The 21,615-nt window shown below is 70.6% G+C and carries 18 protein-coding genes, 2 tRNA genes and 1 pseudogene; 3 read left to right on the forward strand and 18 right to left on the reverse strand.

Translation table 11 applies throughout. The features are described from left to right. Positions 1–336: 336 nt before the first annotated feature. On the reverse strand, positions 337–1,332 hold the full coding sequence (gene holA / locus AB0L71_RS19355) for a DNA polymerase III subunit delta (RefSeq protein WP_365244109.1): 996 nt from the start codon (positions 1,330–1,332) through the stop codon (positions 337–339). Between the two features lie 275 nt (positions 1,333–1,607). Between holA and AB0L71_RS19360 the strand changes: the two genes are divergently transcribed. Continuing rightward, entirely contained in the window at positions 1,608–1,853 is a 246-nt protein-coding gene (locus AB0L71_RS19360) for a hypothetical protein (RefSeq protein ID WP_365244111.1), read from the forward strand. A gap of 110 nt (positions 1,854–1,963) precedes the next feature. On the opposite strand, the gene AB0L71_RS19365 is transcribed toward AB0L71_RS19360, so the two are convergent. From AB0L71_RS19365 to AB0L71_RS19395, 7 genes are all read right to left on the reverse strand, one after another. Beyond that, the gene (locus tag AB0L71_RS19365; protein WP_365244113.1) at positions 1,964–4,573 is read right to left on the reverse strand and encodes a ComEC/Rec2 family competence protein; all 2,610 of its coding nucleotides are present in this window, start codon (positions 4,571–4,573) and stop codon (positions 1,964–1,966) included. Next, complete coding sequence (locus AB0L71_RS19370; protein WP_365244115.1) at positions 4,570–5,268, reverse strand: ComEA family DNA-binding protein; 699 nt, start codon at positions 5,266–5,268, stop codon at positions 4,570–4,572. Before AB0L71_RS19370 ends, AB0L71_RS19365 begins: the two co-directional genes overlap by 4 nt. A 763-nt stretch (positions 5,269–6,031) precedes the next feature. Beyond that, a complete protein-coding gene (locus AB0L71_RS19375; RefSeq protein ID WP_365244117.1) occupies positions 6,032–6,877 on the reverse strand; it encodes a DegV family protein in 846 nt (281 codons plus the stop codon). Positions 6,878–6,985: 108 nt separating this feature from the next. Then, positions 6,986–7,711, reverse strand: coding sequence for a hypothetical protein (locus AB0L71_RS19380; RefSeq protein WP_365244119.1), 726 nt, complete (start codon positions 7,709–7,711; stop codon positions 6,986–6,988). A 200-nt stretch (positions 7,712–7,911) separates the two neighbouring features. Next, positions 7,912–10,785 carry a leucine--tRNA ligase gene (gene leuS / locus AB0L71_RS19385; protein ID WP_365244121.1) on the reverse strand — a complete coding sequence of 958 codons (2,874 nt, stop codon included), beginning with the start codon at positions 10,783–10,785 and terminating at the stop codon, positions 7,912–7,914. Between the two features lie 475 nt (positions 10,786–11,260). Further along, positions 11,261–11,333, reverse strand: a tRNA-Ala gene (locus tag AB0L71_RS19390). A 134-nt stretch (positions 11,334–11,467) separates the two neighbouring features. Then, the gene (locus AB0L71_RS19395) at positions 11,468–11,701 is read right to left on the reverse strand and encodes a hypothetical protein (protein WP_365244123.1); all 234 of its coding nucleotides are present in this window, start codon (positions 11,699–11,701) and stop codon (positions 11,468–11,470) included. A 763-nt stretch (positions 11,702–12,464) separates the two neighbouring features. On the opposite strand from AB0L71_RS19395, the pseudogene AB0L71_RS19400 reads away from it, so the two are divergent. Next, a pseudogene (locus AB0L71_RS19400) lies at positions 12,465–12,593 on the forward strand (transcriptional regulator); the annotation flags it as partial. Between the two features lie 100 nt (positions 12,594–12,693). Here the strand turns inward: AB0L71_RS19400 and AB0L71_RS19405 are convergent. The 7 genes from AB0L71_RS19405 to AB0L71_RS19435 all read right to left on the reverse strand — a co-directional run bounded on the left by AB0L71_RS19405 (position 12,694) and on the right by AB0L71_RS19435 (position 16,948). Then, positions 12,694–12,766: transfer RNA gene (locus AB0L71_RS19405), tRNA-Ala, on the reverse strand. Positions 12,767–12,937: 171 nt separating this feature from the next. Further along, entirely contained in the window at positions 12,938–13,591 is a 654-nt protein-coding gene (locus AB0L71_RS19410; protein ID WP_365244358.1) for a histidine phosphatase family protein, read from the reverse strand. Next, on the reverse strand, positions 13,588–14,019 hold the full coding sequence (rsfS, locus tag AB0L71_RS19415) for a ribosome silencing factor (protein ID WP_365244125.1): 432 nt from the start codon (positions 14,017–14,019) through the stop codon (positions 13,588–13,590). Before rsfS ends, AB0L71_RS19410 begins: the two co-directional genes overlap by 4 nt. 115 nt (positions 14,020–14,134) lie before the next feature. Next, positions 14,135–15,871, reverse strand: a complete 1,737-nt coding sequence (locus AB0L71_RS19420) for an LCP family protein (RefSeq protein WP_365244127.1) — start codon at positions 15,869–15,871, stop codon at positions 14,135–14,137. A gap of 19 nt (positions 15,872–15,890) precedes the next feature. Continuing rightward, a complete protein-coding gene (gene nadD, locus AB0L71_RS19425) occupies positions 15,891–16,508 on the reverse strand; it encodes a nicotinate-nucleotide adenylyltransferase (protein ID WP_365244129.1) in 618 nt (205 codons plus the stop codon). Positions 16,509–16,546: 38 nt separating this feature from the next. Next, a complete protein-coding gene (locus AB0L71_RS19430; RefSeq protein WP_365244130.1) occupies positions 16,547–16,711 on the reverse strand; it encodes a hypothetical protein in 165 nt (54 codons plus the stop codon). Positions 16,712–16,795: 84 nt separating this feature from the next. Continuing rightward, on the reverse strand, positions 16,796–16,948 hold the full coding sequence (locus AB0L71_RS19435; protein WP_365244132.1) for a hypothetical protein: 153 nt from the start codon (positions 16,946–16,948) through the stop codon (positions 16,796–16,798). Positions 16,949–17,060: 112 nt separating this feature from the next. On the opposite strand from AB0L71_RS19435, the gene AB0L71_RS19440 reads away from it, so the two are divergent. Next, positions 17,061–18,197: a M48 family metallopeptidase gene (locus AB0L71_RS19440; protein WP_365244134.1), complete on the forward strand. Its 1,137-nt coding sequence runs from the start codon at positions 17,061–17,063 to the stop codon at positions 18,195–18,197. Here AB0L71_RS19440 and AB0L71_RS19445 read toward each other — a convergent pair. The 3 genes from AB0L71_RS19445 to AB0L71_RS19455 form a co-directional block, all read right to left on the reverse strand. Next, positions 18,121–19,251 (reverse strand): hypothetical protein, encoded by a 1,131-nt coding sequence (locus AB0L71_RS19445; protein ID WP_365244136.1) that lies wholly within the window; start codon positions 19,249–19,251, stop codon positions 18,121–18,123. The two genes, AB0L71_RS19440 and AB0L71_RS19445, sit on opposite strands and share 77 nt — an antisense overlap. 316 nt (positions 19,252–19,567) lie before the next feature. After that, positions 19,568–20,173, reverse strand: coding sequence for a hypothetical protein (locus AB0L71_RS19450; protein WP_365244138.1), 606 nt, complete (start codon positions 20,171–20,173; stop codon positions 19,568–19,570). 67 nt (positions 20,174–20,240) lie between these two features. Beyond that, positions 20,241–21,524, reverse strand: coding sequence for a glutamate-5-semialdehyde dehydrogenase (locus AB0L71_RS19455; protein ID WP_365244140.1), 1,284 nt, complete (start codon positions 21,522–21,524; stop codon positions 20,241–20,243). Positions 21,525–21,615 lie beyond the last annotated feature (91 nt).

The following is a 21,615-nucleotide window of genomic DNA, read 5'->3' on the forward strand; positions in this document are numbered from 1 at the left end:
GGAGCGAGGCCGGGGCCTTCGGCGTTCCCGTACCCGTACCCGTGCCTGTGCTGCACGCGGCTCGGGCGGCAGTGCGGGTCAGGGCCGGCCCGGGCCGATGGGGCCGAGGGTGGGGCGAGCCGATGGGGATCGAGAGCGGGGCAAGGGTGATGGGATCGAGGACCCGGTGCCCCGGCTCGGGTACTCCGGCTCGGGTGCTCCGGCAGCCTCGTCCGCGCTGCCGTCCTCCGCCTCTGTCCTTCTCCTGCCCGGGCCCCTTGCTGCCCGGACCTTCTGCCGCTTGGGCCTACTACCGCGCAGGCGCTCTACCGCCGGACCTGCTACCGCGCAGGCCCTCTACCGCCCGGACCGGCCCGACCGCGCCGCCCGTGCCACCGCGACCACCGCTTTCTCCAACGCGTACTCCGGATCGTCGCCACCGCCCTTGACGCCCGCGTCCGCGTCCGCGACCGCCCGCAGCGCCACGGCCACCCCGTCCGGCGTCCAGCCACGCATCTGCTGGCGCACCCGGTCGATCTTCCACGGCGGCATGCCCAGCTCGCGGGCGAGGTCGGCGGGCCGCCCGCCCCGCGCCGAGGACAGCTTCCCGATCGCCCGTACGCCCTGCGCCAGCGCACTGGTGATCAGCACGGGCGCGACTCCGGTCGCCAGCGACCAGCGCAACGCCTCCAGCGCCTCGGCGGCCCGCCCCTCCACTGCACGGTCGGCGACCGTGAAGCTCGACGCCTCCGCGCGGCCCGTGTAGTAACGGGCGACGACCGCCTCGTCGATCGTGCCCTCGACATCCGCGACGAGCTGCGAGACCGCACTCGCCAGCTCCCGCAGATCACTGCCGATGGAGTCGACCAGCGCCTGGCACGCCTCGGGGGTCGCCGAGCGCCCCAGCGTCCGGAACTCCGACCGTACGAACGAGAGCCGCTCGGCCGGCTTGGTCGTCCTGGGACAGGCGACCTCCCGCGCCCCGGCCTTGCGCGCCGCGTCCAGCAGTCCCTTGCCCTTGGCACCACCGGCGTGCAGCAGCACGAGAATGATCTCCTCGAGCGGATCGCCCAGGTACGCCTTGACGTCCTTGACCGTGTCGGCGGAGAGGTCCTGGGCGTTGCGCACGATCAGCACCTTGCGCTCGGCGAAGAGCGACGGGCTCGTCAGCTCCGCGAGAGTGCCGGGCTGGAGCTGGTCGGAGGTGAGGTCGCGGACGTCCGTGTCGGGGTCGGAAGCGCGGGCTGCCGCCACCACCTGTTGCACGGCGCGGTCGAGGAGCAGGTCCTCCTGGCCCACGGCGAGCGTGAGGGGGGCGAGCGGATCGTCGGTGGAATTCCTTCTGGTGGCCATCGCCGTCCAGCATCCCACGCGTCACCGACAGCCCGCTGGGCTCCCTGTCCGCCCGGCACGGGAGCCACCTCGCGCGGGGCCGGAGCCCGGAGCCCGGAGGGCCACCGCAAGGAGTCGACGGGGATCCCTGCCGCCGGCCCGGAAGCACCGTGTGGGCCCCGGCCTGCGGGTCGCAGGATGCGGCGGGAGCGGTTGCTGCCGCACCCCGCCGGCACAAGAGCCGCTTCGCTTCGGCCCCGCCGAGGCCCGGTAGCCCGGTACGAAAGAATGAGCGCGTGAGCGACGTGAGACATGTGCTGGTGCTGCCCGACCGCGATGCCGCGGAGGAGGTGGCCGAGGAACTCGGCGCCCGTTTCGGGATCACCGAGGAGCCCCAGCTCGTACGCGATGCCCTGGCGGGCGAGGACGACGCCGAGGACGCCCAGTGGCTGGTGGTGGTGGAGGATCCCTCGGGGCGGCTCGCTCCCTCGGAACTCGACGCATTCGCCGAGGAGTACGACGGCTGGCTCGAAACTCCTTGAAGCGTGCCACCGGTCCGGGTACGGGGCAGGCTCCCCCGCCCGGTCCCGGACGGCTCTACGGCACACGGCGTCACAGCGGCGGACGCACCCGTCTCTCGCACGGACAGGGTTCATGACCGGCCCACCGCCCTCAGCCCCGGTCCGGCGCCCGTCACGGCGATCGCGCCGTCGGTGTCCGTGCGCAGCACGACAGCTCCCCCGGCTCTGAGGGCGTCGACGGTGCGGGCGGCCGGGTGCCCGTAGGGATTGTCCCGGCCCACGCTCACCAGGGCGAGTCTCGGGTGGACACTGCGCAGGAGCGCGGGGTCCTGGTGAGCGGAGCCATGATGGGCGACCTTCAGGACGTCCACCCGCGGCAGCGCCGGATACCCGCGCAACAGCCCCTGCTGGGCCGGAGGTTCGAGGTCGCCCAGGAGTAACACGGTCAGACCGCCGGTCCGGACGTACAGGGTGACGCTGGCATCATTCGGGTCCTGCGGTACGGGGCCCGCCCAGGGAATCGCCCCCGCACCGCCCGCCCGGGGCACCGCCGATGCCCCGCCCGCCCCGGCAGGCACCCCCGCACCGCCCGCCGGCCAGAGGATGCGCCAGTCCAGCGGCCCGATCCGGCGGTGTTCACCCGCGATGGCCCGCACCAGGGGGACGCCCGCCCCGGCAGCCGTTCTCCGGACGAACGCGACCTGGTCCGGTGGTTCGTCCAGGCTCGTCGTCTGGATCGCCCCCACCGATCTGCCCCGCAGCGCCCCGGGCAGGCCTCGTACGTGGTCCGCGTGGAAGTGCGTGAGGACCAGCAGCGGCACCTCGGTGATGCCCAGGTCCCGCAAGCACCGGTCGGCGAGCCGGGGATCGGGACCGGTGTCGACGACCACCGCCGCACCGTCCCCGGCGGCCAGCACCAGGGCGTCGCCCTGTCCCACGTCGCACATGGCGAACGCCCAGTGGGGCGGGGGCCATCCGGTCAGCACCCTGGTGAGCGGCACCGGGCGGAGCACCACGAGGATCAGCAGGAGCGCCACAGCCGAACAGATCCAGGGGTGGCGCACGGCACGACGGACGAACAGCACCGCCAGCACCGTCGAGGCTGCGAGCAGCAGCGCACCCTTCCCGCCACTGGGCCAGTCGGTCTGCGCTCCGGGCAGGTCCGCCCCGGTGCGGGCCACCGAGGCGATCCATGCCGTCGGCCAGTCGGCGACCCGGGCGAGGAGTTTCGCCACTGGCATGGCCACCGGTGCCAGGGCGAGCGCGGCGAAACCGAGGATCGTGGCCGGCGCCACCGCGAACTCGGCCAGCAGATTGCACGGGATCGCCACCAGGCTGACCCGGGAGGCGAGCAGCACGACAACCGGTGCGCACACCGCCTGCGCCGCGGCGGCCGCGGCCAGCGCCTCGGCGAGCCGGGGTGGGATCCGACGCCGTTGCAGGGCGTCGCTCCACCCCGGGGCGATGGTCAGCAGGGCGCCGGTGGCCAGGACGGAGAGCAGGAAGCCGTAACTGCGCGCCATCCACGGGTCGTACAAGACCAGCAGCAGCGCGGCGGCGGCCAGCGCGGGAATCAGTGATCTGCGGCGTCCTGTGGCGATGGCGAGCAGGGTGACCAGTCCGCAGGCCGCGGCCCGCAGCACACTCGGCTCGGGCCGGCAGACGATGACGAAAGCGAGTGTGAGCCCGCCGCCGAGCAACGCCGTCATCCGCAACGAAATCCCCAACCGCGCTGCCGCACCGCGGCGTTCGGCACGTGAGGCCCTGCCAGGCGGTCCGATCAGCAGGACGAGCAGGATCGCCAGGTTGGCGCCGGAGACCGCCATCAGATGGGTGAGGTCGGTCATCCGGAAGGCGTCGTGCAGTTCGGGCGTGATCCGTGAGGTGTCTCCGATCACCAGGCCCGGCAGAAGCGCCCGCGCATCGGGGTTCAGCCGCTCGGTCGCCTGCCGCAGTCCGGCGCGCAGGGCACCCGCTGTGCGCTGGGGAAGGGAAGGGGGGCCGATGATGCGGGGCGGCCCCTTGCCCTCGACCCGCATCACGGCGGCCTGGCGCTCCCCGTCGTGCAACGGTGGTGCCAGTCGGCCGCGGAGGAGCAGGTGTGTGGAAGGAAGCAACTGCTGCCAGGGAGCCATCGGTCCGCCGGGCGAAATGATCAGCAGCACGGGTGTACGCAGCCGGACCATCGCGCCGTCGGGCCCGACCAGCCGTGTGACCTCGGCGTCGATGAGGAGCGAGGCGGGCATGCTGTGGTCGCCCCGTACCCGTGGCCGGGTCTGCCGCGCGTCGGACGTCACCGTCACCTCCGCCTCGACTCTCTCGAACCGTTGGGCCGCTTCATGGACCAGGCCCTGTCGTACGTCCGCGCCGTGCAGTGCGGCCGACACGGCCCCGGCCGCCGCACAGAGCAGCGCGGTTGCGGCGGTGGTGGTGTGCGGCCGCCACCGGTTCCCGCTCACCGCGCATCCGCCCTCGGCCGCTCCCGGGCCGGCCCGGGCCCACGGCCTGCGCAGCGCAGGGGACGCCGATACACCCGAGACCGCCAGGAGCACCATCGCTGCGCCGACGCACAGCACCACACTCACCGTCGTCCACCGTCCCGGCATGCTCGGTGTCGACGCCGCTGCGGCCCAGGCCGCCATGGCCGGTGGGACCAGCCGGAGGTCGGCCGGACCCTCCTGCCGTGGGTCAATGGCGCCCGGCCGTCGGCCCGATGGCGTCGGAGCGTCCCGGCGATTCATGGGCCCACCAGCGGCTGGAGATCGGCGAACCGGCGGTCACCGATCCCATTGACCTCACGGAGTTCGTCGACGGAACGGAAACCGCCGTGCTGGGTGCGGTAGTCGATGATGTGTCGGGCCAGAACCGGGCCGACACCGGGAAGGGTGTCGAGTTGTTCGACGGTCGCCCGGTTGAGACTGACCGGTCCGGTCGTGGGATCGCCGCTGCCGCCGGCGTTTCCTCCCGTACCGCCGACATCAGGAGGGCCGGGTGGAGCGCCCACCACGATCTGCTCCCCGTCCATGAGCACCCGCGCCCGGTTGAGTCCGGTGAGGTCGACTCCGCGCCGGGCGCCGCCTGCGGCACGCAACGCGTCGGCGACCCTTGCGCCCGAGGGGAGTTGATGGATGCCTGGCCTTCGCACCTTTCCGCTCACGTCGACGACGATGTGCCCACCGGGCCCCGTCGCGGGCGGCGGCCCCGGTGACGGCTCCGGCACTGCGGCACCATCCGGCACCGGGACCGGTGTCCGGGCGTGCGCGGCCTCGTCGACCGGGTCGGAAACATGTACCGGATGAGGGCGCGCGGACAGAAAATGCGCTGCCGCGAAGGCCGCGGCGGCGATCAGGACAACGGCCAGTGCGGCAAGGGTCTTCAGCTCCAGACCACAGCGGAGCTGAAGCCACAGCGGAATCCGTTCCCGCAGCGCCGGCACGAGCCTCTCCCACCGCCCCGGTGGCCCGAAACCGGCCACCGGAACCGAACCCGGAGCCGCGGCCGGGGGCTGGGTCGGGGGTAGAGCCGGGGAAGAGGAGGAAGTGGAGGAGGAGACCGGGTCGGTGATCCGAGTCCGGCCCCGGTCCTGGGGCCGGGTCGAAGACGGTGCCGGAGCTGCGGACCCGGCCGCACCCGCGCCCACACCCACACCCACACCCACACCCACACCCACACCCACAGTCTTCGCAGCCGTCGCGGCATGTGACGTCGAAGGCGGGAACGGAACCGAGCCCGAAGTCCCGGGCACCCGCGACGCGGGGCGCTCGGCCTGTTCGCAGAGCGCACCGCACATGAGGGCATCCGCCCGACGGCGCGATGCCGCCGCCACAATGCCCGCACGCCCGCGCGACGACCGTCTCCGCCCCGGTCCGAGGCCGGTACCGCTACGGGTACGGCCGTCCGAGGCGCGAGGCCGTCCGGGGCCGCTGCCGCTGGTTGCACGATGTGATCGGGGAGCCATGCCTCACGACGGTAGGGACATCCGCCCGAACCCGCTGAGCAGGCCGAATTCCGGTGGACAACCGGGCAGTTGTGGATATCCCGATCACCCCCAGGGGTGATGGTGCATGAGAACGGACCACCCGAGCGCGCCGAACGGGACCCGCGCATGGCCCGGTCGACGGAATCCGCGGTTCGGAGCCCGAGAAGCACGTTCCAGGACCCACGTTCCAGGATCCCGGGGACGAGTCGGCGAACCGGCTTCAGCGCGGCGAGACCACTGCCCCCAACAGACCTGGTCCGGTGTGTGCACCGATCACCGCACCCACCTCACTGACATGCAGATCCACCAGCCCCGGGACCCGCTCACGGAGCCGCTCGGCGAGTCGCTCGGCCCGCTCGGGTGCCGCCAGGTGATGCACCGCGATGTCCACCCGGCCCTGACCCGACCGTTCCACGACGATCTCCTCCAGACGCGCGATGGCCTTCGAGGCGGTCCGCACCTTCTCCAGCGGTTCGATCCGCCCACCGTCCAGCTGGAGCAGCGGCTTCACGGCGAGTGCCGAGCCCAGCAGAGCCTGCGCGGCACCGATGCGCCCGCCGCGGCGCAGATAGTCCAGTGTGTCGACGTAGAAGTACGCACAGGTGCCGGCCGCCCGCTTCTGCGCGGCTGCCACGGCTTCGTCCAGGCTCCCGTTCGTCTCCACCGTCTCCGCCGCAGCCAGGGCGCAGAATCCGAGCGCCATGGCGATCATGCTGGTGTCCACCACCCGCACCGGAACCGGTGCGCTCTTCGCCGCGAGCAGAGCCGCGTCGTACGTGCCCGAGATCTCGGCCGAAAGGTGTAGGGAGACAATGCCGGTGGCTCCCGCCGCGGCCGCCGCCCGGTACGCGGCGGCGAAGACTTCCGGGCTGGGCCGGGAGGTCGTCACGGGGCGACGCTTCTGGAGTGCCGCCGCCAGCGAGCGGGCAGAGATCTCGGTACCGTCCTCCAGAGCCTGATCGCCGAGGACGACGGTCAGAGGCACCGTGATGATGCCGTGCCGCTCGATCGCCTCGGGTGGCAGGTAGGCCGTGGAATCGGTGACGATCGCGACATGGCGGGACATGAGCGGGAGGTTACCTCGCGAGTCCGCAGTCCGGCATTCCGACCCCGACCGAACGATCGCTCCTGGTCACTTCGGACCGCATCCTGTCACCGCTGGTCATCGGACGTCTCAGTTGGTCGTCTCGGGCCGAGCCACCTTCTGCCAGGGATATTCGGTCTGCCCTCGCGCGTCCCGGGCCGTGATCACCGGCGCCGTGTCGTCGGCTGCACCACGTCCCGTTCCCGGCCCTTGCCGGTCGCTCGATGGCCGCCCCTGCCACTGTTCCTGGCCCCGCACCGGCTCCTGCGGCTCCTGTGTCCAGTGTCGCAGCGCCTCGGCCTCCACATCGATCTGCGCGTTCAGCGTGTCCAGATCGTCGTCGGTGAACCGCCGCGCCCGGTCCCGCGCGGCCCACCTCAGCGCGTCCGCAGATTGTGTGATCCGCTCCGTGCGCTGCTTCAGGCCCGGCAGCAGCGAGGCGACCGTCGCTCTGTCGGGCTCGCGTTCCAGCCTCTTCAGCTCGTCGTCCAGCTGATGCCCGTGCACACTCAGCCGCCGGAACAGGCCCAACGACTCCGAGAGCGAGGCATCCTCGACAGCTCCCGCCAGCAGGGCCTCCTGCGTCGCCCGCATGGACGTGCGCAGTGCGAGCCGCAGCTGCGCCAGCTCTCCGACCACGCCCGGCTGGCCGTAGCTCTTCGCCCGTAGCGCGGTGTCCTCGACGGCGCGGCGAGCCTGGGTGATCGTGCGGTCCACACCCCGTTTCGCCGCTCCTACGACCTTGACGGTCGCGTACACGCCCAGGGCGACGAAGGCGAAAAAGAGCAACCCCAGAATCAGGATCACGGCTTCCATGAGTGCCCCTCGGATGTCGTCTCTGCTGCCGGGTGCCGGCCCCTCCACCGTAGACGGAACGGGCAGGCAGAGGGGTACTTTCGAAACCCCCAGCCTGCCCTTAGGGGAATGCCCCCACATCGCCGTACGGCAACCGGGTGGTGCGCGCCGGCCGTCACATGTGGACGGCCGGCGCTCTCACGCGGGAACGACGAGCGGCATCACGCCGGAACGATGTTGACCAGCTTCGGAGCCCGCACGATCACCTTGCGGATCCCCGCACCGTTCAGCGCCGCAACCACCGCCGGGTCGGCCAGGGCCAGCGCTTCCAGCTCCTCGTCCGCGATCGACGGGGAGATCTCCAGACGCGCCTTGACCTTGCCCTTGACCTGCACGACGCAGGTCACGGTCTCGTCCACGACGTATGCCGGGTCGGCGACCGGGAAGTCCTGGTGCACAACCGACTCGGTGTGGCCCATGCGACGCCACAGCTCCTCGGCGATGTGCGGCGCCAGCGGAGCCACCAGCAGCACCAGCGCCTCGGCGACGCTCCGGGACAGCGGGCCGCCCGCCTTGGTCAGGTGGTTGTTCAGCTCGGTGACCTTGGCGATGGCGGTGTTGAAGCGCATCCCCGCCATGTCGTGGCCGACCCCGTCGATCGCCTTGTGCAGGGCCCGCAGCGTCTCCTCGTCCGGCTCCGTGTCGACGACGGTGACCTCGCCGGTCTCCTCGTCGACGATGTTGCGCCACAGCCGCTGCAGCAGCCGGTACTGGCCGACGACGGCCCGCGTGTCCCACGGCCGCGACACGTCCAGGGGGCCCATGGCCATCTCGTACAGGCGCAGCGTGTCCGCGCCGTACTCGGCGCAGATCTCGTCCGGCGTGACGGCGTTCTTCAGGGACTTGCCCATCTTGCCCAGGACTCGGCTGACCTTCTCGCCCTGGTAGTAGAACGCTCCGTCCCGCTCCTCGACCTCGGCCGCCGGGACCGCGATGCCGCGGCTGTCCCGGTAGACGAACGCCTGGATCATGCCCTGGTTGTACAGCTTGTGGAACGGCTCGGCGGACGAGATGTGCCCCAGGTCGTGCAGCACCTTGGACCAGAAGCGGGCGTACAGCAGGTGCAGTACGGCGTGCTCGGCACCGCCGACGTACAGGTCGACGCCGCCGGTCGGCTGCCCGTCGCGCGGCCCCATCCAGTACTGCTCGATCTCCGGGTCGACCAGCTGCCGGTCGTTGTTCGGGTCCAGGTAGCGCAGCTCGTACCAGCAGGATCCTGCCCAGTTGGGCATGGTGTTGGTCTCGCGACGGTACTGCTTCGGACCGTTGCCGTCGCCCAGGTCCAGGGTCACGTTGACCCAGTCGGCGTTCCGGGACAGCGGGGTCTCGGGCTGGGTGTCGGCGTCATCGGGGTCGAAGGTCCGCGGCGAGTAGTCCTCGACCTCGGGCAGTTCCAGGGGCAGCATCGACTCGGGCAGCGGGTGGGCGATGCCGTCCTCGTCGTAGACGATCGGGAAGGGCTCGCCCCAGTAGCGCTGGCGGCTGAACAGCCAGTCGCGCAGCCGGTAATTGACGGTGCCTTCGCCGACGCCGTGCTCCCGCAGCCACTCGGTGATCTTCGCCTTGGCGTCGACGACGCCGAGACCGTTCAGCGAGATCTCGTCGTTGGCCGAGTTGACCAGCTTCGCCTCGTACGAGGCGAAGGCGTCGTCCCACGTGGCGGGGTCGGTGCCGCGGTCGTCCGACGGCTCGACGACACAGCGCATCGGCAGCTCGAAGGCGCGCGCGAAGGCGAAGTCGCGCGTGTCGTGCGCCGGTACGGCCATGATCGCGCCGGTGCCATACCCCATCAGGACGTAGTCGGCGATGAAGACGGGCACCTTCTCGCCGCTGACCGGGTTGGTCGCGTACGCACCGGTGAAGACACCGGTCTTGTCCTTGGCCTCGGCCTGCCGCTCCACGTCGGACTTGGCGGCGGCCAGCTTGCGGTACGCGGTGACGGCCTCGGCCGGGGACGCGTACCCGCCGGTCCACACCGGGTGCGTGCCCTCGGGCCAGGCGGCCGGAATGATCCGCTCGACCAGCTCGTGCTCGGGCGCCAGCACCATGTAGGTGGCGCCGAACAGGGTGTCCTGGCGGGTGGTGAAGACGGTGATGGCGCCCGCACCGTCGACCGGGAAGTCGACGCGCGCGCCCTCGGAACGCCCGATCCAGTTGCGCTGCTGCAGCTTGATGGCCTCGGGCCAGTCCAGCCCGTCCAGGTCGTTCAGCAGCCGGTCGGCGTAGGCGGTGATGCGCATGTTCCACTGGCGCAGCTTGGCCTTGAAGACGGGGAAGTTTCCGCGCTCGGAGCGGCCGTCGGCCGTCACCTCTTCGTTGGCCAGTACGGTGCCCAGGCCCGGCGCCCAGTTGACCGGCGCGTCGGAGGCGTACGCCAGGCGGTACTCGCCCAGGACGTCCGCGCGCTCGACGGCGCTCAGCTCGTTCCAGTCACGGCCGTCCGGGGTGGCACGCGAGCCGCTCTCGAACTGTGCGACCAGGTCGGCGATCGGGCGGGCCCGGTCGGCCTCGGTGTCGTACCAGGAGTTGAAGATCTGCAGGAAGATCCACTGGGTCCACTTGTAGTACTCCGACTCGATCGTGGCGAACGAGCGGCGCTTGTCGTGGCCCAGGCCCAGCCGGCGCAGCTGGGCGGTCATGTTCGCGATGTTGGCCTCGGTGGAGACCCGCGGGTGCGTGCCGGTCTGCACGGCGTACTGCTCCGCGGGCAGGCCGAAGGCGTCGAAGCCCAGGGTGTGCAGCACGTTGTGCCCGGTCATCCGCTGGTGCCGCGCGAAGACGTCGGTGGCGATGTAGCCCAGCGGGTGGCCGACGTGCAGACCCGCACCCGAGGGGTACGGGAACATGTCCATGATGAACTTCTTCGGCTTGGCCGCCTGCTCCGGATCGCCCGCCAGGTCACCGGTCGGGTTCGGCGCCTGGTAGGTGCCGGCTGCGTCCCAGAAGTCCTGCCAGCGTGCCTCGATGTCGGCGGCCATCGCCGCCGTATAGCGGTGCGGCGCAGCCGCCTCGGCTGCGGAATTCGTCTCGCTCATGATCCTCAAGCTCCATCGATCGTCATCTGCCGGCACCCGTGTCCATCGACACGCGTCTGCGGAAACGAAAAATCCCCTCGCACAGGAGGGGACGCCGCGCCGATTCCGACCAGGCATTCTCACCGGTCGGGACTGATCAGCGCGGCTCGCTAAGCAGAAGGCGTACGGCACGCATGGCGCCAGGGTACCGCACAGGCCCGGAGCCGGGCCGGGCGCGGCCGGTCCGTGGACGGGCGGCGGGAGCAAACGCGCGGCGGAACGCGCAGGGAGCAGCGGCTGCTCCGGGGACCGCGCTGCGCCGGGACAGCCGGTCGATTCCCGCACCGTCCGATGGGGCACCCGACATGCTCTTCACGGCGCCCACCGTCCCCCGTTGCCCCACGGACCGAAGGCTGCTGGAGCCGGCCGTACGCGGCCTGGACATACGAGAAGCGGGCCATCCGATAAGGATGACCCGCTTCTCGTTCTTTCTCTGTGGAGCTAAGGAGAATTGAACTCCTGACCTCCTGCATGCCATGCAGGCGCTCTACCAACTGAGCTATAGCCCCTTGCCGTGCGCCGCCCGGTTTCCCCTGGCGACATCGAGAACATTACCGGTGACTCCGCCGCTCCACCAAATCGATTCCCACCTGCGTCCGTTTCGCCGTTTTTGCGGCATCTCTTCCGAACGGCGGCGAGGGGGTCACGCGGTGGCGAAGGAGTAGAAACGCTTGAGCGTGCAGTGCTCCTCCAGCAGCCGCCCGTAGATCGGCTCCCCCTCCAGCTCCCGGTAGGTCTCGATCGGGTCGCCCTTTATGATCAGCGCCCGCGCGCACTCCTCGCACCAGTACTGGTACCCGGGATTGATCGGCTCCATGTCCCTGACGATGGGCGTACCGCTGCCGCACCAGTCGCACTTACGCCTGTGTGCACCCATGCGTCAGCTCCGGCTCAGGCCGCGGGCGATGCACGCGCAGAAGGCCCCGCCGTACCCGCCGAGCGCAGGGACCGCACGGGACGGATCACCGTCGGGACGAGCGGCGCGGGCGCCGTGACTGGGGACAAGCAGCAGGTCCGGGACCTCGTGGCGGCTCGCAGGCATCGCGCTCCCTCCCGTTCGGTCCGTCGCCCCCTCCGGCGGTCCGATTCTGCCATGACCCCGCAAGGGGGTCAGCCCGCCGCACGACCGGCCGGTCAGCGGCGTCGTACGAGCCCCGCCGCGGCGCCCGCGATCGCAGCCACCGACAGCGCGAGAGCGCACGCCCAGAGAGCCTGAGGGGACCCCTGTGCCCCTTGCGCATCAAGGCGGTTGAGACGGAGCCTGCCGAAACGACCGCACCGGGGGTGAGGACCATGCCGCAGGCGCCGAGCGCCCCGCCCCCTCAGCTCCCCGGCGATGTGACGCTGCATGAGGCCGAGCACCTCCGGAATCACCACCGCACCTGTCCCCTGGGTCGGCCGGAAGGCGATCAGTTGCCCGGTTCCGACGGCCAGTCCGCAGGCCGGCGAGCCAGCAGCGAAGAAGGCGAGCCCCAGCCAGACGCGCCCCGCCACATCCGATCAGGCCGCCGAGCCGGGCACCGACGACAGCAACAAGGCGTATGTGAGGGTGCAGCCGGCCACCATGAGCTGCAACCCGGCGCCGGATGCGCCGAGTTCGCTCCGGATCGTGGAGGCGGCGACACCGGGCGGCGACCGCCGAGATACGGATGACCTCGGTGTCGCTGTCCGTCAACGGGCTGCCGGAGTGCCGGATCGTGGCCTACACCCCGGCCGACGAGGAGAGCGCGGAGCAGACGGCGGCGCTGCGGCGACGCCGGGAAGCGTGACCGGACGCTCCGTCGGGGAGCCGTCGGCACCTGGGAGTCGAGGGCCCGGCCATCGCCGGAACGCGAAGATCCCGCCCCTGACGGGACGGGATCTTGACTGTGGAGCTAAGGAGAATTGAACTCCTGACCTCCTGCATGCCATGCAGGCGCTCTACCAACTGAGCTATAGCCCCGCTGTTCGCTGTGTTTCTCTGCGTTTCCGCCCTGCGAACAAGAAGAACTCTAGCCTGTGACCAGCCAGAAAGTGAAATCCGGCCGATGCCCGCCCCCGAGCACCGCGCGAACCCGCCGCACGGGCGGGCACCGGCGCTCCCGGCCCCGGTGCTCCGGTCCTCCAGGGCGTCCTAGGTGTCGTCGCCGAGCACCGGCTCCGGCAGCGTGCCGGCATTGTGCTCCAGCAGGCGCCAGCCCCGCTCGCCCTCGCCCAGCACCGACCAGCAGCAGTTGGAGAGCCCGCCGAGGCTCTCCCAGTGATGCGACTCCAGGCCCAGCAGCCGACCGATGGTCGTACGGATGGTGCCTCCGTGACTGACCACGACGAGCGTGCCGTCGTCGGGCAGCTTCTCGGCATGTTCGAGCACGACCGGGGCGGACCGGTCGGCGACCTCGGTCTCCAGCTCACCGCCACCGCGACGCACGGGCTCGCCGCGCTTCCATGCGGCGTACTGCTCGCCGTACTGCCCGATGATCTCCTCATGGGTGAGGCCCTGCCAGGCGCCCGCGTACGTCTCCCGCAGGCCCGCGTCGAGCGCCACTTCCAGGCCGGTGATCGCGGCGAGCTCGGACGCCGTGTCCGCCGCCCGCCGCAGATCGGAGGCGACGATCGCGTGCGGCCTCAGCGAGGCGAGCAGCCGGGCCGCCCGCTGGGCCTGCCCGACTCCGGCCTCGGTGAGCGCGATGTCCGTGGATCCCTGGAAACGGCGCTCCAGATTCCACTGCGTCTGGCCGTGCCGCCAGAGAACGATCTTGCGGCCCCTGCCGCGTCTGCTGCCGTTCAGCTCTGCTCACCTTCCGTACCGGCGGTGAGCTGGGCGTGCTCAGCGGCCTTGCCGCGCGTCTTGACGGCATCCTCGGGGAGCGGGATCTCGGGGCAGTCCTTCCACAGGCGCTCCAGCGCGTAGAAGACCCGCTCCTCGCTGTGCTGGACGTGGATGACGATGTCGACGTAGTCGAGGAGGATCCAGCGCGCGTCGCGGTCGCCCTCGCGGCGCACCGGCTTGGCGTCGAGCTCCTTCCGGAGCCGCTCCTCGATCTCGTCGACGATCGACTTGACCTGGCGGTCGTTGGGGGCCGAAGCCAGCAGGAAGGCGTCTGTGATCGACAGCACGTCGCTGACGTCGTACGCGATGATGTCGTGTGCGAGCCGGTCGGCGGCCGCCTGGGCGGCGGCGTTGATGAGTTCGATGGAGCGGTCCGTGGCGGTCACAAGCAGGCTTTCGTCGGCGGTCAGGTCAACCTCTAGGGTCTCACGGACCGCCGACAGCCCACGCAAGCGAACGTCTCCGGACCGGATCGGCATCATCCGGGCGGCGTGGTCCCGGTCATCTGATCTCGTAGTCCTGACCGATCACGACGGACACATCCGCGTTCGCGGCGGGCTTGCCCTGCTTGAGTGCGCTCGTCGGCAGGCCCAGGGTCTTGGCGACCTGCGTGGCCTTCTCCTTGTCCGTCGCACTCTTGTAGACGACCTCGGACAGAGCCACGGTCCCGGTCGTTCCCCCACTGACGAAGGCGTAGCCGCCGTTGACCAGGTCGATCCGGGCGGCCTCCGTGCCGTCCTTGTCGCCAGTGGCGTTCTTGACCGCGACCCGGACCGCCGCGTCGGCGTCCGGGGCCTTCACCGTGCCGCCCAGGATGTCCTTGACGACGCTCTCGGTGGCCGCGTCGGTGAGGGTGCCGTCGGCCTGCACGGGAAGCAGTGCCGTCTTGTAGTCGCCGACCTTCGCGTGTTGGGCCAGCTTGGCCAGCGAGGCGCCGAGGTCCTTCTCGGGGAGCGACGGATCGAGGATCTGGGCCAGCGTCTGCACGGTGACCGTGGCGGCCTTGGGATCGTCCGAGATCTTCCGCAGAACTCCCCGCATGACCGCCCCGAACCGCATGAGCTGCTTCGCCTCGGCCTCGCCGGATGCCCGGTAGGTGGCGTACGCGACGGCCATCCGGCCGCTCAGGGTCTGCGCCTCGCCCTTCTTCACCAGGGGGGAGGCGCCCTTCTTCGTGTCGGGTACCTCGGTGTCGGTGTCGACCTCGATGTTGCCGACCAGGTCGACGAGGGTCTCCAGGTAGGGGGTGTCGAGCCGCCAGGTGCCGCTGATCCTGGTGCCGAGCAACGAGTCGATGGACTCGCGGGTGCCCGTGGTGCCGTCGTCCTCGACGGACTTGCCGAGGGTGGTCGTGACGCCCTCGTCGTCGGAGACCGCGAGCGAGTTGGGGAGCAGGACCGTGGTCCCCTGTCCGGTCGTGACGTTGTCGACGAGCAGCGCCGTGGAGGTCCCGCCCTTCTTGGTGTTGTGCAGATGGACCACGATGACGTCCCGCTGCTGAGGGCCCGTCGATGCGGTGTTGTCCGTCTCCGAACCGGAGAGGCCAGGGATCTTTCCGGCGGCCCAGAGGTAGCCGACACCGCCGACCACGACCAGCACCACCGCGACTATCAGCGCGACCATGCGGTTGCGGCCGCGGCGCCGTGCCTCCTCGCGCCGCTCACTGCGGCTCTCGGTGAACTTCAGCCAGTCGATGACGTCTTCGGAGTCCTCGTCGGGCTCCTCGATGAAGGAGAACTGCTCGGTGCCCTGTTCACGGTCCGCCCGGCGCTGCCCGAGGACGGCCGGTTCCGTCTCGGCCACGGAATCGGGCTGGGGACGGACCGGAGCGGGTGGGGGCGGTGACGGCTGCGCGGTGGCCTGCTGCGGAATGCTCCACTGCTGAGTGGTGTCGACCGCGGTGGGCTGCCGGCCGGTGTCGTAGCCATAGGCGTCGTACCCGCCGTATGCCTGCTGCTGCGGCGGCGGCTGTTGCTGCTGCTGTGAGGTGTACGGGTCGTACGGCTGCGGCGGCGGGGACTGCGGCTGCTGGGCGTACGGGTCATATCCATAGCCCTGATCCGCCTGGTGGGGCTGCTGGGGCTGCTGGGGCTGCTGGGGCTGCTGGGGCTGCTCAGGCGCATACGGGTCGTACGCCTGCTGTCCGGCCTGCTGATACACCGGCTGCCCGTATGCGTCGTAGCCGATGATCTGCGGCTGCTGGTAGTACGGGTCGTACGGGTTCTGTCGATCGTTCACCGGTGCCCCTCTGCATGGCTCATTCGCCGCGGTACAGCTGGCGCTTGTCGATGTAGCGGACCACACCGTCCGGCACCAAATACCAGACCGGCTCGCCCTTCGCGACCCTCTCGCGGCAGTCCGTGGAAGAGATCGCCAGTGCGGGCACCTCCACGAGGGAGACGCCGCCCTCCGGCAGCCCGGCATCCGTGAGCAGGTGTCCCGGCCGCGTCACTCCGATGAAGTGGGCGAGCGAGAACAGTTCGTCGGCGTCCCGCCAGGTGAGGATCTGGGAGAGCGCGTCGGCACCGGTGATGAAGAAGAGGTCCGCGTCGCCATGGATCGCGCGCAGGTCCCGCAGTGTATCGATGGTGTACGTCGGTCCGCTGCGGTCCACGTCGCTCCGGCTGACCGAGAACTGCGGGTTGGAGGCTGTCGCGATGACCGTCATCAGATAGCGGTCCTCGGCCGGGGAGACATGCTTGTGGCTCTTCTGCCACGGTTGCCCGGTCGGGACGAAGATCACCTCGTCGAGGTGGAACTGGGCGGCCACTTCGCTGGCCGCCACCAGGTGTCCATGATGAATCGGGTCAAACGTCCCGCCCATCACGCCGATTCGGCGCTTTTCACGGCCGGTAGGCACTTCCTGCTCTCCCATGCGTGCAGAGCCTACTGGCACAGCTGTACGCCTTCGCCTCAGCGGTCGCGGTTGAAGCGCGTGGTGATCCACAGCAGGAGCACCAGCACGACGAACGCACCGCCTCCGGTGAGAAGCGGACTGAGGCTTTCGTGGTTGCCACCGTGCTCGCCACCCTCGGCGGCAAGAGTGACCAGCTGGTTCGCAGTGCTCGTGAGGCTCATCTTCGGCAGGACCTATCGATCGGGAGTCGGAAGGTAGACGTCGCGCACATCGTATGCGGGCGCCCCTGGCACGCTCACGCCGACTCAGTCGTTGTTGTCGTCGTCGCGGTATCCACGGAGCAGGAACCAGCCCAGCAGGAAGGCTCCGACGATCGAGACGAGCAGCACGATACGGAGCGTGTTGCCCGGTCCCTGGTCCTCGGATGCGGCGGCGAGCAGGGCAACGGTGTGCGGCATGTCGGGCGTCTCCTCAGTTGTCCACAGCCCCCCGCACACGGTAGCCCCAGCACCTAGGCTGGGATCTGTCAGGGGGCGAGCGACGTCTCGTACGAACAGGGGGCCCATCTTCATGACCGAACGCAGCCACGAGAACCACGAGAGCGTGCCGAGCAGGCAGCGCAGGCGTTTCGCCGGAATCTCGTCCCGGGCCTATGAACACCCGGCAGACCGCTCGGCCCTGGTGGCCCTGCGCAAGCTGAGCGGTTTTGACACCGTCTTCAGGACACTGAGCGGTCTGCTGCCCGAGCGCAGCCTGAGACTGCTCTTCCTCTCCGACTCCGTCCGGGTGAGCGACGCCCAGTTCGCCCATCTCAACGACATGCTGCGCGACGCCTGTTACATCCTGGACCTGCAGAAGGTCCCGCCGATGTACGTCAACCAGGACCCACAGCCCAATGCCATGTGCATCGGTCTCGACGAGCCGATCATCGTGGTGACGACCGGACTGGTGGAACTGCTCGACGAGGAGGAGATGCGGGCCGTCGTCGGCCACGAGGTGGGACACGCCCTCTCCGGTCATGCGGTGTACCGCACGATTCTGCTGTTCCTCACCAGCATCGCGCTGAAAGTCGCCTGGATCCCGCTGGGCAACGTCGCGATCATGGCGATCGTGACGGCACTGCGCGAGTGGTTCCGCAAGTCGGAGCTGTCGGCCGACCGGGCCGGGCTGCTGGTCGGCCAGGATCTGCGGGCGTCGATGCGCGGTCTGATGAAGATCGCGGGCGGCAATCATCTGCACGAGATGAACGTGGACGCCTTCCTCGCCCAGGCCGACGAGTACGAGAAGGGCGGCGATCTCCGCGACTCGGTGCTCAAGATCCTCAATCTGCTGCCCCGGTCGCATCCCTTCACCACCGTGCGTGCGGCCGAGTTGAAGAAGTGGTCCGAGACCCGCGACTACCAGCGCATCATGGACGGTCACTATCCGCGACGCGACGAGGACAAGGACACCTCGGTGACGGACTCCTTCCGGGAGTCCGCGGCGCACTACGCGGACTCGGTGCGCTCCAGCAAGGATCCGCTGATGAAGCTGGTCGGCGACATAGCGGGCGGCGCCGGGGACCTGGGTGGCAAGCTCCGGGACAAGTTCACCGGTCAGGGCGGGGCCGGCTCGGCCCGCAAGGGCGGTGCTACGGACGGCTCGACGGACTCTGCGAGGCCCCAGGAGCCCCGGAACCCCGAGGGGCCGAGAGCTGAGGGGAGCTGACCGCCAGCATTCCGCAGAGCGCCGCCGCGGGCCGGTCCGTCGCGTACGGATCGGTGGCGGCGGGGCCGCGGGAGACGGGGCGCTCCCCCGCGAGCAGGGGCTGCAGCGCACCGCTGGAGTCCCCCGGACACGACTGCGGCCCGGCCAGTACGTAACTGGTGCTCAGCTCCAGCCGGTGCAGCCGCAGGTCGTCCTGGTCGAAGCGGAAGTGCAGCTCGCGCCGCACGGTGAAGAGCGAGGCCCCGTCTGCCCGTTGAGGCCCCGCGGCGGCCGGTCGGAGGGTGTAGGTGAAGGTGTGGTCCGATGCCACCTCAAGCGTGTCGGACCCCACTTCCGCGTAGCTCAGGGTGCCCCGGACACGGATGTCCGCAGCGGCCAGGGCCACCTTCGCCGGGTCGAACCGCACCAGCCAGCCGGTCGCGGCATGCTGACCGTCGTTGTCCGGCCGGCTCATGCTGCGCTCGAACTGGGCCATCTGGTCCGGGTCGAGCAGCATCTCGACCGGGCGCACCGCGTTCTTGGTGAGGACAGCCGGGTCGAGCGAGGACGCCACGAGGTAGTCCTTGACCGTGCTCAGGGCCGTCGCCACCTGAGTGTCGGAGAAGTTGCCCGTCCCTCGGATCGCGGGGAAGTTGATGCCTGCCACACCTGTCGGGGACTGTGCGGCAGGGCTCTTCGCGAGCAGGTCGGCAGGGGTTCCGCCGGGCACGGCTCCCTGGGGAACCAGGGGCACGACGGTCGAGCTCAGAGGTTCGACCGTTCTGCCGAGGGGTGCCTGGTAGGGATGGCGGAAGCCCACGTACACGGCCATGGAGAAGGCCAGGGCGGTCAGCAGCACCAGCGCGATGGCGGCCTTGGAGCCAGTGCGCAGGCCCCGGGCCGGGAGGCTGCGCACGGCCCGGGCGTGATCCCCCATGCGCTCCTGGGCGGAGAATTCCTTCAGCCGTGCCGCACGCACGAACGACTCGTCGAAGACGAGTGACCGGTACTCGTCGTCACCGCCGCCCGGTGGGTTCTCCTGCGGGCCTTCCGGTGGTTCTCCGCGGTCTGCCATGACTTCTCCCGACTCCACGTCGCCGACCGGGGCCGGAACGCTTCGCTCTGCTCCGGCCGGACGGCCTCGGACGGGGCCTGTACGTCATGAGTTCGTATGACGCCGAATGACTGCGCATGTGCGGACGGGTGAGAAGCCCCCTCGTGGCGAGGGGTCACACCTTCAGGGTAGGTCGATTACGACCGGGGTAAACGCCGAGCCGCGAGAGAACCGCCCCGAACCAGACCCCCGGCCGACGCCCCGGGACAGACAAGGAAGCCGGCCGGCCGGTCGGGGGCAGGGCCCCACGGGGCCCGGCCCTGCGGGAGCGGCACCGTCAGCCCGAACGCGGGGCTGCCGGGACGGTGGGCCGGAGGTAGCTGACCGGGGCCGACGGGACGGCGCTCGGGACAGGGCGAGGGGCGCGGTCCACGCCGGTGGAGGCGGGCGGCGGCGTGGGTTCCTGGCGGTTGCCCGAGGTGTTGCGGTAGACGGCACCGAAGGCCAGCGCGATCATCCCGATGCCCATCAGTACGGCGAGCAGCCAGGCCACCGGCCGGTGCCAGCGCGCCGTACCGCGGTAGGGGCGCAGGGCACCGCCGTGGCGCCCGTAGGGGCCGTCGCCGTACGCGTCCTCGTCATCGAGGTCCGACAGGTCGTCGTAGGCGCTCTCGCGGCCGTATGCGCCGCCCGGCCCGTAGCCCTCGTCGTGGGGGTCGTCGTCCGACGGGCCGCCGCCCGCCCTCGCCCGGGACGCCTCGGCCTCGGCGCGTGCCTGCGCAGCCGCGAGGAGCCGCTCCACAGCGGTCGGTTCATGAATCTCCGCGGCCCGCACGAAGTCCTCGTCGAACACCACGGAGGCGAAGTCCTCGTCCGCGCCCCCGCGGTCGTCGTCGGGCTCCCAGCCGTCCTGGAACGGCCTGCCCCCCACGTCGTCCGGCACGCTTCCAGACTAGCCCCGCAGGGTCGTTCTGGGCAGGGAGCCCGCAACATTCACGGCAACCGAGCGGTCACCGTACGTGTCCGTCGCCGGTGACGATGTACTTCGTCGAGGTCAGCTCCGGCAGGCCCATCGGCCCTCTGGCGTGCAGCTTCTGCGTGGAGATGCCGATCTCGGCGCCGAAACCGAACTGGCCCCCGTCGGTGAAGCGCGTCGACGCGTTCACGGCCACCGTCGTGGAGTCCACCAATTGGGTGAAGCGGCGGGCCGCGGCCTGGGAGGTGGTCACGATGGCCTCGGTGTGACCGGAGGACCAGAGCCTGATGTGGGCGACGGCCGCGTCCAGCGACTCCACGACGGCGGCGGCGATGTCGTACGAGAGGTACTCGGTCTCCCAGTCCTCCGGTGTCGCCGGCACCACGGTGGCCTTGGATCCCTCGGCGTACCGGAGCACCTGCTCGTCGCCGTGCACGGTCACCCCGGCATCGGCCAGAGCGTCCAGCGCGCGCGGCAGGAACTGTGCGGCGACGTCCTTGTGGACGAGCAGCGTCTCGGCGGCGTTGCAGACGCTCGGCCGCTGCGCCTTGGAGTTGACCAGGATGGCGACGGCCGTGTCGATGTCGGTCTGCGCGTCCACGTACACATGGCAGTTGCCAGTGCCGGTCTCGATCACCGGCACGGTGGATTCCTCGACCACGGTGCGGATCAGCGAGGCGCCGCCGCGCGGGATGAGGACGTCGACGAGCCCGCGGGCCCGCATCAGTTCCCGCACCGAGTCGCGGCTCTCGCCGGGCACCAGTTGCACCGCGTCGGCGGGGAGGCCGGAGCCGCCCACGGCGTCGCGCACCACCCGCACCAGGGCGGTATTGGACGCGTAGGCGGAGGACGAGCCGCGCAGCAGGACGGCGTTGCCCGACTTCAGGCAGAGGGCCGCGGCGTCGACCGTCACATTGGGCCGGGCCTCGTAGATGATCCCGACCACGCCGAGCGGCACCCGCACCTGACGCAGGTCGATACCGTTGGGCAGGGTCGAGCCGCGAACGACCTCGCCGACCGGGTCGGGCAGCGCCGCGACGTCCCGTACATCGGCCGCGATGGCACGGACCCGCTCCGGGGTGAGGGTGAGCCGGTCGACGATCGACTCACTGGTGCCGGCCTCGCGGGCCCGGGCGACGTCCTCGGCGTTGGCCTCGACGATCTCGCTCGTCCGCACCTCCAGGGCGTCCGCGATGGCCAGCAGCGCGTCGTCCTTCGCCGCTCGCGGCAGCGGTGCGATGTCGGCGGCGGCGGCGCGTGCCCGGTAGGCGGCCTGCGCGACCGGGGACATGTTGTCGTACGGCGAGAGCGTGGTCATGCCCGCAGAGTAGTGCGCACACTGCGGGCATCCAGCACGTATCCCGTGATGCGAGACGACCGTCCCGACACCGCCGCACTCAGACCGTCCC

The organism is Streptomyces sp. NPDC052052, assembly GCF_040680455.1.
GTDB lineage: Bacteria > Actinomycetota > Actinomycetes > Streptomycetales > Streptomycetaceae > Streptomyces.

What these genes read in the sequence shown, in the direction of transcription:
- holA (WP_365244109.1), bottom strand. Translation starts at nt 1,332, where the DNA reads ATGGCCACCAGAAGGAATTCCACCGACGATCCGCTCGCCCCCCTCACG.
- AB0L71_RS19365 (WP_365244113.1), bottom strand. Translation starts at nt 4,573, where the DNA reads ATGAATCGCCGGGACGCTCCGACGCCATCGGGCCGACGGCCGGGCGCC.
- AB0L71_RS19375 (WP_365244117.1), bottom strand. Translation starts at nt 6,877, where the DNA reads ATGTCCCGCCATGTCGCGATCGTCACCGATTCCACGGCCTACCTGCCA.
- AB0L71_RS19380 (WP_365244119.1), bottom strand. Translation starts at nt 7,711, where the DNA reads ATGGAAGCCGTGATCCTGATTCTGGGGTTGCTCTTTTTCGCCTTCGTC.
- leuS (WP_365244121.1), bottom strand. Translation starts at nt 10,785, where the DNA reads ATGAGCGAGACGAATTCCGCAGCCGAGGCGGCTGCGCCGCACCGCTAT.
- AB0L71_RS19395 (WP_365244123.1), bottom strand. Translation starts at nt 11,701, where the DNA reads ATGGGTGCACACAGGCGTAAGTGCGACTGGTGCGGCAGCGGTACGCCC.
- nadD (WP_365244129.1), bottom strand. Translation starts at nt 16,508, where the DNA reads ATGGGAGAGCAGGAAGTGCCTACCGGCCGTGAAAAGCGCCGAATCGGC.
- AB0L71_RS19430 (WP_365244130.1), bottom strand. Translation starts at nt 16,711, where the DNA reads ATGAGCCTCACGAGCACTGCGAACCAGCTGGTCACTCTTGCCGCCGAG.
- AB0L71_RS19435 (WP_365244132.1), bottom strand. Translation starts at nt 16,948, where the DNA reads ATGCCGCACACCGTTGCCCTGCTCGCCGCCGCATCCGAGGACCAGGGA.
- AB0L71_RS19440 (WP_365244134.1), top strand. Translation starts at nt 17,061, where the DNA reads ATGACCGAACGCAGCCACGAGAACCACGAGAGCGTGCCGAGCAGGCAG.
- AB0L71_RS19445 (WP_365244136.1), bottom strand. Translation starts at nt 19,251, where the DNA reads ATGGCAGACCGCGGAGAACCACCGGAAGGCCCGCAGGAGAACCCACCG.
- AB0L71_RS19455 (WP_365244140.1), bottom strand. Translation starts at nt 21,524, where the DNA reads ATGACCACGCTCTCGCCGTACGACAACATGTCCCCGGTCGCGCAGGCC.